The sequence below is a fragment of the Ruegeria sp. YTSA144 genome, assembly GCF_059610125.1.
Genome location: NZ_JBXWNA010000007.1, coordinates 16,598 through 29,314 on the forward strand (window position 1 = coordinate 16,598; position 12,717 = coordinate 29,314).

Consider the following 12,717-nt stretch of genomic DNA (forward strand, 5'->3'; position numbering starts at 1 on the left):
ACCTCCCAAAGGACGTGACAATGGATACGCAGAGCTCAGAAAGCCCCGTGCGCACCGCGCATCTGCCGCAAGTGACCGAAGCCCGGAATCCCGGCATGGATCTGGATCTGGACTGGGTGCGCGCCGTTCAGGCCAATACCTCGGCTATCGAGCGCCGCGCCGCGACCCTGCCGGGCCGCCGGTCGGTCAAAAAGGAATATCAGGCAGCCTGGCTGCTGAAGGCAATCACCATGATCGACCTGACCACCCTGTCGGGCGATGAAACCGAAGGCCGCGTGCGCCGCCTGTGCGCCAAGGCCCGCCAGCCGGTGTCGCCCGCCCTGCTGAAGGCGCTGGACATGCCGCCGATCACCACCGGGGCGGTCTGTGTCTATCACGACATGATCGAAACGGCGGTGGAGGCGCTGAAAGGCACCGGGATTCCGGTCGCGGCCGTATCCACCGGCTTTCCGGCGGGCCTGTCGCCCTTTCACCTGCGCGTGGCCGAGATCGAGGAAAGCGTGAAGGCCGGGGCCGAGGAGATCGACATCGTGATCTCGCGCCGCCATGTGCTGACGGGCGACTGGCAGGCGCTCTATGACGAGATGAAGGCGTTCCGTGCGGCCTGCGGCGAGGCGCATGTGAAGGCGATCCTGGCCACCGGCGAACTGGGCAGCCTGCGTAATGTCGCGCGCGCCTCGCTGGTCTGCATGATGGCGGGGGCGGATTTCATCAAGACCTCGACCGGCAAGGAAAGCGTCAACGCCACCCTGCCGGTGTCGCTGGTGATGATCCGCGCCATCCGCGACTATTACGAGCGCACCGGCCATCGCGTGGGCTACAAGCCCGCGGGCGGGATTTCCAAGGCCAAGGATGCGCTGGTCTACCTGTCGCTGATCAAGGACGAGCTGGGCGACCGCTGGCTGCAACCCGACCTGTTCCGGTTCGGCGCCTCGTCCCTGCTGGGCGATATCGAGCGGCAGTTGGAACATTTCGTCACCGGGGCATACTCGGCCGGATACCGGCACCCGATGGGCTGAGGACAGGAACAATGACAGTCAAAGAGATTTTCGAGACCATGGAATACGGACCCGCCCCGGAAAGTGCCGCCGAGGCCCTGGCATGGCTGGTCGATCAGGGCGACAAGTTCGGCCATTTCATCGACGGCGCCTTCACCAAGCCCGGCAGAGGGTTTGAAAGCCGCAACCCGGCCACGGGCGAGGTTCTGGCCAAGCTGACCCAGGCCACGCAGGCCGATGTGGACGCCGCCGTTGCCGCCGCCCGCAAGGCGCAACCTAAGTGGGAAAAACTGGGTGGCGCTGGCCGCGCCCGTTACCTTTATGCCATCGCGCGGCTGATCCAGAAACACGCCCGCCTGTTCGCGGTGCTGGAAACGCTGGACAACGGCAAGCCGATCCGGGAATCGCGCGACATCGACATTCCGCTGGTGCAGCGGCATTTCTACTATCACGCGGGCATGGCCCAGCTGATGGAAACCGAGCTGCCCGACGCTGAGGCGCTGGGGGTTTGCGGCCAGATCATCCCGTGGAACTTCCCGCTGCTGATGCTGGCGTGGAAGGTGGCCCCGGCGCTGGCCATGGGCAACACGGTGGTTCTGAAACCGGCCGAATACACCTCGCTGACGGCGCTGCTGTTTGCCGATATCTGCATGCAGGCCGGCCTGCCCAAGGGCGTGGTCAACATCGTCACCGGCGACGGCGCGGTAGGCGAGATGATCGTGAATGCAGACGTGGACAAGATCGCCTTTACCGGTTCGACGATCGTGGGCCGCCGCATCCGCGAGGCCACCGCCGGGTCTGGCAAGGCCCTGACGCTCGAGCTGGGCGGCAAGTCGCCCTATATCGTCTTTGACGATGCCGATATTGACAGTGCCATCGAAGGTCTGGTCGATGCGATCTGGTTCAACCAGGGTCAGGTCTGCTGTGCGGGCTCGCGCCTGCTGGTGCAGGAAGGCATCGCCGACCGTTTCCATGACAAGCTGCGTGCCCGGATGGACAAGCTGCGCGTCGGCAATCCTCTGGACAAATGCATCGACGTGGGCGCCGTGGTCGACCCGGTTCAGTTGCAGACCATAAAAGGCATGGTCGAAAGCAACACCGCTGGTCACGTTCACCAAACCGCGTGTGATTTACCTGCGAACGGTTGCTACTATCCGCCGACTTTGATCTCGGGCCTGGAGACCTCGGACCCTCTGATGCAGGAGGAGATCTTTGGCCCGGTTCTGGTCTCGTCCACCTTCCGCACCCCGGCCGAGGCGGTCGAGCTGGCCAACAACACCCGCTACGGGCTGGCCGCGACGGTCTGGACCGAGAACGTGAACCTTGCGCTGGACATCGCGCCCAAGCTGGTCGCGGGCGTAGTCTGGGTAAACGCCACCAACCTGTTCGACGCAGCCGCCGGGTTTGGCGGTGTACGCGAAAGCGGCTTTGGCCGGGAAGGAGGCTGGGAAGGGCTGAGCGCCTATACCAAGCCCAAAGGCAAGGCAAAACCGCTGGCGAAGGTCGAAGCAGTCACTGGCGAAGGTGCGCCGGTAGATCCTATCGACCGCACCGCAAAGCTGTACATCGGCGGCAAGCAGGCGCGGCCTGACAGCGGCTATTCCCGCGCGGTCTGGGGTAAGGCGGGGCTGCTGGGCCACGTGGGCCTTGCCAACCGCAAGGACGTGCGCAACGCGGTCGAGGCCGCGGCGGGGGCCAAGGGCTGGTCAAAGACCACGGGCCATCTGCGGGCGCAGATCCTGTACTATATCGGCGAGAACCTCTCGGCCCGCGCGGATGAATTCGCCGGGCGCATCGACGCGATGACCGGCCGCAAGGACGGCGCGAAAGAGGTCGACGCCGCGATCCAGCGCCTGTTCACCGCCGCCGCCTGGGCCGACAAGTATGACGGCCAGGTGCATGGCGTTCCGATCCGGGGCGTGGCGATTGCGATGAAGGAACCGGTGGGCGTGATCGGCGCGCTGTGCGCGGATGAGGCGCCGCTGCTGGGTCTGGTCTCGGCCATGGCGCCGGCGATCGCCATGGGCAACCGGATGGTTCTGGTGGCGTCCGAGCCCTATCCGCTGGCGGCCACCGATTTCTATCAGGTGCTGGACACCTCGGACGTGCCCGCCGGCGTGGTCAACATCCTGACCGGCAGCCATGCAGAACTGGCGAAACCGCTGGCCTCACACCTGAATGTGGATGCGGTCTGGTCGTTCTCGTCCACCGACCTGTCGAAGGAGATCGAGGTCGTCTCGGCCGGGAACCTGAAACGGACATGGGTCAATAACGCGACGGCATTTGATTGGGGCATGGACCATTCCCGCCGCTTCCTTCAGGCTTCGACCGAAGTGAAAAACATCTGGGTGCCCTACGGCGAGTAGGGCTCCCCGCCAAGGGAGGCCTACATGGATTTTTCAGGAAAAACCGTCATCGTCATCGGCGGAACCAGCGGTATCAACCGCGGCATTGCCGAGGCTTTCGCGGCGGCAGGTGCCAAACTGGCCGTTGCCAGCCGGTCGCAGGACAAGGTGGATGACACCGTCGCCGCGCTGAAAGCCGCAGGTGCACAGGATGCGATCGGGGCAGCGTTCGATGTGCGTGACCCTGATGGGGTGGCGGCGGGCCTCAAGCAGTTCCACGACGCATTTGGTGATTTCGATGTGCTGATCTCGGGTGCGGCGGGCAATTTTCCGGCGCTGATGGCGGAGATGTCGGCCAACGCCTTCCGCACCGTGGTCGAGATCGACCTGATGGGCACCGTGCATGTGATGAAAGGGGCCTATCCCTATCTGAAACGCCCCGGCGGCAACATCATCAACATCTCGGCCCCGCAATCCTATCTGCCCTACGAGGGCCAGGCCCATGTCTGCGCCGCCAAGGCGGGGGTTGACCAGATTACCCGCACCCTGTCGATGGAATGGGGCGTCGAGGGCATTCGCGTGAACTCGGTCGTGCCGGGCTTCATCGAAGGCACGGAAGGCGCCAAGCGCCTTGCCCCCACACCCGATGCCGGTGAGGCCTTGCGCCGCGACGTGCCGCTGGGCCGTTGGGGTCAGCCGCAGGACGTGGCCAACGCTTGCCTGTTTCTGGCCTCGGACATGGCCAGCTATATCAGCGGTACGGTTCTGGCTGTGGACGGGGCGCTGTATCAGCGTGGCTCGGGCAAGTTCGGCCAGATGATGGGAGACATGCTGCGCAGCATGAAAAAGGGGTAAGCCGCAGCTTACCCCCACAGGTTCAGTTCGTTGTTTCCAGGCCAACCGGTTTGCCAACGACGACAAAGTGCAAACCGTCCGGGTCAAGCAGTCCGGCAGCAACGCGGTTTACGTCTTCCAATGTCACCGCGTTCACCTTGTCATTCCGGGTGGCGATATAGTCGATCGGCAGGCCTTCCATCTGCATCCCAACCATAATCCCGGCAATCTGACCATTGCCGTCAAACCGTAGCGGATAGGCGCCGGTCAGATAGGTCTTGGCGTCGTCAAGTTCCTCTTGCGTCACGCCTTCAGTGGCCGCGCGCGCCCATTCATCGCGAATTACGTCGATGGCTTCGGCGATACGGTCATTGGCCGAGGACACGGACCCAAGATAGACCGAGGCCAGATCCTTGGGCACCAGATAGGTCCCGACCCCATAGGTCAGGCCGCGCTTTTCGCGCACCTCCTGCATCAGCCGGCTTTCAAACCCGCCGCCGCCAAGAATGTGGTTCAGAACGAAGGCCGCAAAGAAATCCGGGTCATCCCGATCAATCCCGGCCTGACCGAACAAGGCCACGGACTGAGGCGTGTCGAATTCGACAACACTGACGCCACCGGGAATGTTCACCTCGGCCTTGCCGGGGATGGGCTTGCCGGTGTCCGGCAAGTCGCCGAGCAGTGTATCTAGCAGGATCCCCAGTTCCTCTGCCGTTATATCGCCAACGGCCCCCACGTACAGGCGATCCTTGGCAAAGACGCCTTCATAAGCCGCGACCACGTCGTCACGGGTCAGGGCCGAGACGCTTTCGATGGTGCCTTTCCCTTCGGATCCATAGGGGTGATCCCCGTAGGCCATCTGCGCAAAGGTGAGGCTTGCGATTTCGTTCGGGTCAGTCTGATCCGAGCGCAGGCCCGACAGAATCTGGGCGCGCACCCGATAAACCGCATCCTGATCAAAACGCGGCTCGTGGATCGTCGTGCGCAGCAAATCGACCACTTCATCCCGGTTCTCGGACAGAAAACGCGTGGAAATCGAAACTGCATCGTCGCCGGCATTGTATCGGAACGAAGCCGCCAGAGCCTCCAGTTCACGCGCATAGGCCCGCGCATCCATATCGCCCGCGCCTTCTTCGATCAGCCCGCTCATCAGGTTGACCGCGCCGCGTTTGTCAGGGTCGTCCAGCGACGTGCCGCCACGGAACCGCAGTTCCAGCGCGGTGAATGGGATGGAATGGTCCTCGACCAGCCAGGCTTTGATGCCACCGGGCGAGGTCACTTCTTCGATCTCGATCTCGGCCAAAGCCGGCAGGGCGACCAGGCAGGCAACCAGCGTTGCAATAAACCGTTTCATTGCGTCACCTCGTCATCGCGCATCAGCCAGCCGGTAACAGACGCCTCGGGTTGCAGAACTTCGCGGGCTGCGGCGATGATCTCATCACCGGTCACGGCCTGAAGGATCTCGGGCCAGGCCTGCACGTCTTCGACCGTCAGACCGCTGGTCAGGGCCCGGCCATAGCGGTTGCCGATGCCGTCCACATTGTCGCGCGCATAGGTCTGGGCGGCGCGTAGCTGCATCTTGATGCGCTCAAGATCGTCTTCGTTCACACCTTCGGCGATGAAGTCGGCCACGGCCTGGTCCATGGCGTCTTCGGCTTCTTGCAGGGAAACACCCTCGGCCGGAACGACGATAAGATCGAAGGTCGTGTCATCCAGCGAAACACCACGATAGAACGCCCCGGCATAGACGACCTTCTGCTGATCAAACTGCAACTTTTCGTTCAGATAAGAGGTGGTGCTTCCACCCAGCAATTCAGCCAGCAGAAACAGAGCCGCCGCTTTTTCCTGTTCGCCCGGATCGCGTTCCGGGGCCAGATAGCTGCGCTGAACGTAAGGCTGGGCGACGCGCGGGTCCTTGAAGGTCAGGCGACGCTCGGCTGTTTGCGGCGGCTCTTGTGACCGCACCCGCTCGGGCAGGTCCGGATTGGCGGGAATCACACCGTAATACTGATCGGCAAGCGCGCGGACTTCGTCGGGATCAACGTCACCCGTGACCACCAGAATGGCGTTGTTGGGCGAATAATGGGTCTGGTAGAACGACAGCGCGTCCTCCATGTCCAGTTCTTCCATCTCGTGCATCCAACCGATGATCGGAACGCCGTAGCGGTGGTTCAGATACTGAGCCGCACTCATCTGTTCGCCGAACAGGGCGCGCGGGTTGTTTTCGGTACGTTGGTTGCGTTCCTCAAGAATCACGTCCCGTTCGGTCAGAATATCCTCTTCGCTCAGCCGAAGGTTTCGCATCCGGTCGGATTCCATCCGCATCATCAACTCTAGCCTGTCGGCCGCGACACGCTGAAAATATGCGGTGTAGTCATACGAGGTAAAGGCGTTGTCGTTGCCGCCATTGGCTGCGACGGTGGCCGAAAACTCACCCGGGGCCAGCGTGTCGGTGCCTTTGAACAGAAGGTGTTCCAGAAAATGCGCCACACCCGAGGATCCGATCGGCTCATCTGCGGATCCGGCACGGTACCAGACCATGTGTTGTACGACCGGTGCGCGGTGGTCTTCGACCACGACGACATCCATTCCGTTGTCCAATGTGAATGTGGTGACCGCTTCTTTCCCGTCCTCGGCAAAAACCGGGGTGGCAGCGATCAGGGCAGCCGACAAGGCCAGGGCCCGAACCATGGGGCATCCTCCGTTTCGTTTCTGGTATTCAAACTACGGTGACGCGGCCCGGGTTCAAGCCCGATGACGGAAAGTTAAGAATTATTCACCCGGCGGCGAAGAAGGGGTTTCGATCCCGGCCCGACGGGCAGCTTCTGTTTCCGCGAACGGATCGATCGATTGTTTTTCGTAAACCTGACCATAGCGGTCGACCGGGAACAGGCGCAGACCTGTCCAACGCCCCCGCCGTTTGCGGAACGCGGCGTCATCAGCCTCGACCACCTGCCGCGCATCGGGGGAAACACCATAGCGGCTGGAGGCCGTGACAAGCGCTGCATCCGAGGATGGCACAGCTGTATTCGGGTTCAGCGCAGATGCATTTCCGCCCAGCGCAGCCACCGCATCGGCATTTGGGTTCGGATCCGTCAGATTCGCGCCACCCGGCGTGGGTGCAGGCAAGAACGCATAGTCCTGAGGTTGGGTCAGCGGCTTGACCGGCAGCACGGAAAACTCATCCGGCCCCGGACCCGGAGGCTCCAGATCCCGAAGACCCGGATTCGAACACGCCGCAACCGCAGCGGCAACAGTCAAAACAAATAGGGCGCGCGGCATCCGCATTGGTGTCTCCAGCCTGTTTCAGGCGCTTTTATCGCATATCATTCCGCGCGTCACGAGGCCTTTTTGCCGTCAAACAGCACCAGCCCGATGGCTCCTGCAAATATGAAGACATCTGCGAGGTTGAAAACAAACGGATTGTTGATGCCGCAACAGGACATGTTCAGGAAATCCAGAACAAAGCCGTAAAGAACCCGATCCACCACATTCGCCAGCGCACCGCCAATCAGCAGGCCGCCACAAAACAGCATCAGCCTTGAATGGGCTGCACGGCTGAGCCAGACAAGCACGCCAACACAGATCGCCACGGAAACGCCGATCAGAATCCAGCGCGCGGCCTCCGAGTTTCCTTGGAAAAGGCCGAAATTGATGCCCCGGTTCTCGCCGTATTTGAACACCAGCAGCGGCGGCACAACATCGATGCCGCCGGGCTGATCGGCCACGCGCATGACGTGAACGACCAGGTATTTGCTGATCTGGTCGATCGCAAAGGCGGCCAGCGCCGCCCAGAGAAGCAGGCGTGACCGCATCAGTGACGGAAATGGCGCATGCCGGTAAAGACCATGGCAAGGCCCGCCTCATCCGCGGCGGCGATGACTTCATCGTCACGCATGGACCCACCCGGTTGGATCACACAGGTTGCGCCCGCCTCGGCCGCTTCCATCAGGCCGTCAGGGAAGGGGAAAAACGCGTCCGACGCAACGGCCGAGCCGATGGTCAGCGGTTGGGCCAAGCCCAGCACGTCAGCCATACGTTCGGCTTTCTTGGCGGCAATCAGGGCCGAGTCCACACGGCTCATCTGGCCCGCGCCGACGCCCACGGTGGCGCCGTCTTTGACATAGACGATGGCGTTGGACTTGACGTGCTTGGCCACTTTCCAGGCAAACAAAAGGTCACGCATCTGTTCGTCGGTCGGGGCCTTCTTGGTCACAACTTTCAGATCATCCATGCCGACAAAGCCGTTATCCTTGTCCTGCACCAGCAACCCGCCGGCCACCTGACGCACGGTTTTCCCACCGGCGGTCACATCCGGCAGCGCTTCGGTCGTCAGCAGGCGCAGGTTTTTCTTGGCGGCAAAGATTGCCTTGGCCTCATCCGATGCGCCCGGAGCGATCACGACTTCGGTGAAAATCCCGGTGATCTCCTGCGCGGTCTCGGCGTCCAGAGGCTGATTCAACGCCACGATACCGCCGAAGGCAGAGGTGCGGTCGCAGTCGAAGGCAGCCTTGTAGGCCTCAAGCAGGGTTGCACCCCTGGCCACGCCACAGGGGTTGGCATGTTTGATGATGGCGCAGGCGGCGCCCTGCTGGGGGTCAAACTCGGCCACCAGCTCAAAGGCCGCATCGGTGTCGTTGATGTTGTTGTAACTCAGTTCCTTGCCCTGATGCTGCACGGCGGTCGCAACGCCCGGACGGTTTGTGCCGTCGGTGTAGAACGCCGCCTGCTGATGGCTGTTCTCGCCATAGCGCAGGGTCTGTTTCAATTCACCGGCAAAGGCGCGACGTTTCGGGGCTTCAAGCTCCAGCGCGTCGGCCATCCAGTTGGACACAGCCGTGTCATAGGCCGCGGTACGCGCATACGCTTTTTGCGCAAGCCACTGACGGAAACCATAGGAAGTCTTGCCGTAGTTTTCTTCCAGTTGATCCAGCAGCGAGGAATAGTCCTCGACATCCACAACCACATTCACGAAGGCATGGTTTTTGGAGGCCGCGCGGATCATTGCCGGACCGCCGATATCAATGTTCTCGATGCATTCGTCATAACCCGCGCCTTTGGCCACGGTTGCCTCGAACGGATAGAGGTTCACAACCAGCAGATCGATCGCACCGATGCCGTGTTCTTCCATCGCAGCAACATGGGTGTCGTTGTCCCGCAGCGCCAGCAGGCCACCATGCACCATCGGGTGCAGGGTCTTGACCCGACCATCCATCATCTCGGGGAAGCCGGTGATCTCGCTGACATCCTTCACCGCAAGCCCTGCATCACGCAACGCCCTGGCCGTGCCGCCGGTCGACAGCAGTTCGATCCCGCGCTCGGCCAGCGCCTTGCCCAGCTCGATCAGCCCGGTTTTGTCGGATACGGAAAGCAACGCGCGGCGCACGGGGTGAAGATCGGTCATGGGTCCAAAGGTCCTTTTGGCGTCAGTCTAACTCGGGCTCGTCCCGGTGCGTATCGCGCACGGCATAGGCTGTGTCCTGTGCCTTGCTCAGAGTCCACCGGGTGCGCGTCGCATACTCCATTGCGCGCCCGGATAGAACGATCTGTTTTGTCGCGCGTGGCTTTAAACGCCCTTTTTCAAGGTAAACGCTTGGCTCGACGGACAATTTTCCAACGCCATCATGGCGGAAAACCCAGATTTCACCGCTTTTGAGCGCCATCGACACCGCCGCCCCGCCCAAATCCAGCGCCGCATCGACATCCGGATGCAGGTGAAACCGGATGTCATAGCCGATGCCCCTGAGGCCCGAAGCATCCATCGCCTTGTCAAACTGTCGCTTCGCCTTGTCGGTCGCGGTCAGCAGAATATCCTCAACGGTCAGTTCCCGACCGTCAAATCGCAATTCGAATGTACGCGCATGGGTCAGGCCAAAGACCTTTGCGTATCCATCATGCCCGGCCATGAAGCGGATGCCCTCGAACGCATCCTCGAAATCAACGGGCACCTCTTGCGGTGCGTCAACCAGCGCCTGAGCTTCACGCCCCGGCACCGGGCTGGCCAGCCGGGCGCTTGAGAACCCATCCAGGCAAAGCGTCGAGTGCGACGGCGTCGCCCGTCCGGCGCGGCGCCATTCCAGCCCGAAACTGGCCCCCGACCCGCAGTTCACGATCAGCGGCCGCCGCCCCGAGGTCAACTCGAACGCCAGAGTAGAGGCATGCGCATTGTACGAGGCCGCTCCGGAAGGCGGCACACTGGCATCCACGATCACCGAGGTGCGTGCGGCTGCCAGCCGGGCATAGCCCATCGGCAATTCGGTTGCCGCCTTATGTTTGACGCCGCTTTGCGCAAGAGCCTGTTCCAGACGTCCCTCGACACCGCGCCCGCCACCATGGAACCGTGCCAAGGCCCCGTCCGCGTGGCGCAGGCTGCGCAGGGTCGGCGCGATCCGTTTGATCGCATTGGCCTGAGCGGCAGGCGTGCCGCGCCCAAGATCGCTCAGCGCCGCCGATGTCCAGCTGAGCAATGTGAAGACCTCGAGCAGTTCTTCCGGATTGCGTGTTGGAATGCCGCCTTGCGCGTCGACCTGACGGTCACATTCTCCGGCCAGGGCGCGCAGGGCCGGGTCGGCCATGTGCTCCAGCCCCTCCAGCGCCAGCCCGGCCTGTACCAGCCCAGCCAGCGCTTCGAACCGGGGCAGACCCGGGGTCGCGGCATGCCAGCGTTTGGACAGAAACCATGTCTGTTGGGCAAGCGAGCGGAAAAACAGCTTGCTTTGTTTTTCATCCGCCCCTCGCAGCAGAAAAAGCGCGTGGTTGATCCAGCGCATCACCCGTCGTCCGGTCAGATCAGGCACCCAGCCGGGCCCTTGCCCGCGCCCGTGCGCCTCGATCCATCCCCAGACCCAGCGCTGCGCCTTTTCCCGCGCACGCATGTCTCCGACCGCAGCCAGATCATCCAGCCAGGCAAAACCGTGACGTTCTTCGTCAAAGCCGGCACTGGGGGCGGTGACGTCCCAAAGCCCTGTATCTTCGGCCTCGACCAGATAGCCTGCGAACAACAGGTTTCCGGCAACCAGTTGCCGCCCACGTGCAAACGAACCCACCGAGCGCGGATCCGGTTGCGCAACAAACCCTGTGACCGCCTTCTGCCGCTGGCTCAGGCGCGCATAGAAACGGTTCTGAAACCGCATCCACCGGCTGGTCATGGTGTCTGATTTCGACATGACGCGTGTTACTCTGCCCCTTGCGCTCTGCTGGCGCTTGAGACCCAACGATAGACCGCGCCGGTCGTCAAGTCATCGAAAAGCGTGCGTTCAGACGGATTTGGTCAGGCACGCGATATAGAACCCATCCATACCGCCCCGATCCGGCCAATAATCAGGGCGCAATCGCATGCCGCCTTCTTCAGTGATCCAATCCGTTTCAACACCGGGTACGTTCAGCGCGTCGCGATCCGCGCTCATGTCCGAATACATGTCCAGCGCCTCTTCAACCTGAACTTCGCCCTCGTCCGGCAGCAGGGAACACGTGCAATAGACCAGACGCCCACCGGGTTTGAGCAAGCCCCACGCGTGGGCCAACATGCGCGACTGGAGTTCGATCAGACCGCCGAATTCCGAACCGTCCTTGGCAAACGGCAAGTCAGGATGCCTGCGGATCGTACCTGTGGCCGAGCACGGCGCGTCCAGCAGGATCGCGTCGTACTGGCCCTCGTGTTCCAGCGCATCGCCAACAACGACCTTCGCCTTCAGGCCGGTCCTTGCAAGGTTTTCGCGCACCCGTTCCATCCGTGATTCCGACACATCCAATGCCGTGACATCAGCCCCTGCGGCCGCAAGTTGCATCGTTTTTCCACCTGGGGCCGCGCAGAGATCCAGCACTTTTTCGCCCGCCTTCGGGGCCAGAACGCGAACCGGCAAAGCCGCAGCGGCGTCCTGCACCCACCAGTCTCCGGCCTTGTACCCCGGCAGGGTCGAGACCTGACCCGCATCGTGCAACCGCACCGACCCGGTCGGAAGGATCTCGCCTGAAGGGCCTTCCGCCCCGGGTTTCAAGGTAAGGTCCAGTGGCGCACCCGCGAAATGTGCCTGCTCCATTCCGGTAACGGCATCCGTGCCCCACGCTGCGATCATCGGTTCACGCAACCAGTCCGGCAAACGCGGAACGCGCATCTTCGGCCACGCCTCGGGGCCTTCTGCCGCAACCTTGCGCAGAACGGCATTCACCAACCCCTTGAGGCGACCATGCTTGCGCGAACGGCTGACGATCTCGACCATGGAATTGACGACGCCATGGGCGGCTTCGCCGTTGCAAAGTTCGACCGCACCCAGTCTCAGCGCGTTGTGGACCGTCAGAGCGGGTGTTCGGTTCAGGTGGTTGGCCAGCAGGCGGTCGGCCCGTTCCAGCCCACGCAGTGTTTCCAACGCCAGTCGCTGAGCGCGCGCGCGATCCTCGGGTTCCAAGCGATCCACTGCACCCGCCGCCAGACACTCGGCCAGCAGGCGACCTTCGCCCAGAACCTGATCCAGAAGATAGATTGCGCTGCGCCGTGCTGCTGTTGCGCTGTTAGACATTGTACCGCCTTCATGTGACCTGCG

The 12,717-nt window shown here is 62.5% G+C and carries 10 protein-coding genes; 3 read left to right on the plus strand and 7 right to left on the minus strand.

Translation table 11 applies throughout. The features are described from left to right. The first annotated feature begins 20 nt into the window (after nucleotides 1–20). Genes deoC through AC2FF8_RS14880 form a run of 3 tightly spaced genes read left to right on the plus strand, consistent with a single transcriptional unit; the run spans nucleotide 21 to nucleotide 4,198 of the window. On the plus strand, nucleotides 21–1,019 hold the full coding sequence (deoC, locus tag AC2FF8_RS14870; RefSeq protein ID WP_496880071.1) for a deoxyribose-phosphate aldolase: 999 nt from the start codon (nucleotides 21–23) through the stop codon (nucleotides 1,017–1,019). 11 nt (nucleotides 1,020–1,030) lie between these two features. Then, nucleotides 1,031–3,364: an aldehyde dehydrogenase family protein gene (locus AC2FF8_RS14875; RefSeq protein ID WP_496880072.1), complete on the plus strand. Its 2,334-nt coding sequence runs from the start codon at nucleotides 1,031–1,033 to the stop codon at nucleotides 3,362–3,364. Nucleotides 3,365–3,388: 24 nt separating this feature from the next. Next, a complete protein-coding gene (locus tag AC2FF8_RS14880; RefSeq protein WP_496880073.1) occupies nucleotides 3,389–4,198 on the plus strand; it encodes an SDR family oxidoreductase in 810 nt (269 codons plus the stop codon). 22 nt (nucleotides 4,199–4,220) lie between these two features. Here AC2FF8_RS14880 and AC2FF8_RS14885 read toward each other — a convergent pair whose 3' ends face one another. The 7 genes from AC2FF8_RS14885 to AC2FF8_RS14915 form a co-directional block, all read right to left on the minus strand. Further along, entirely contained in the window at nucleotides 4,221–5,531 is a 1,311-nt protein-coding gene (locus AC2FF8_RS14885) for a M16 family metallopeptidase (protein WP_496880074.1), read from the minus strand. Then, the gene (locus AC2FF8_RS14890) at nucleotides 5,528–6,868 is read right to left on the minus strand and encodes a M16 family metallopeptidase (RefSeq protein ID WP_496880075.1); all 1,341 of its coding nucleotides are present in this window, start codon (nucleotides 6,866–6,868) and stop codon (nucleotides 5,528–5,530) included. Before AC2FF8_RS14890 ends, AC2FF8_RS14885 begins: the two co-directional genes overlap by 4 nt. 81 nt (nucleotides 6,869–6,949) lie before the next feature. After that, on the minus strand, nucleotides 6,950–7,465 hold the full coding sequence (locus AC2FF8_RS14895) for a DUF3035 domain-containing protein (RefSeq protein WP_257599488.1): 516 nt from the start codon (nucleotides 7,463–7,465) through the stop codon (nucleotides 6,950–6,952). A gap of 50 nt (nucleotides 7,466–7,515) precedes the next feature. Next, entirely contained in the window at nucleotides 7,516–7,992 is a 477-nt protein-coding gene (gene lspA, locus AC2FF8_RS14900) for a signal peptidase II (RefSeq protein WP_170346676.1), read from the minus strand. Then, entirely contained in the window at nucleotides 7,992–9,581 is a 1,590-nt protein-coding gene (gene purH, locus AC2FF8_RS14905; protein WP_257599489.1) for a bifunctional phosphoribosylaminoimidazolecarboxamide formyltransferase/IMP cyclohydrolase, read from the minus strand. The genes lspA and purH overlap by 1 nt, the downstream gene beginning before the upstream one ends. 22 nt (nucleotides 9,582–9,603) lie before the next feature. Next, a complete protein-coding gene (locus AC2FF8_RS14910) occupies nucleotides 9,604–11,343 on the minus strand; it encodes a heparinase II/III family protein (RefSeq protein ID WP_496880076.1) in 1,740 nt (579 codons plus the stop codon). A gap of 90 nt (nucleotides 11,344–11,433) precedes the next feature. Then, complete coding sequence (locus AC2FF8_RS14915) at nucleotides 11,434–12,693, minus strand: RsmB/NOP family class I SAM-dependent RNA methyltransferase (protein ID WP_496880077.1); 1,260 nt, start codon at nucleotides 12,691–12,693, stop codon at nucleotides 11,434–11,436. Nucleotides 12,694–12,717: the final 24 nt, after the last annotated feature.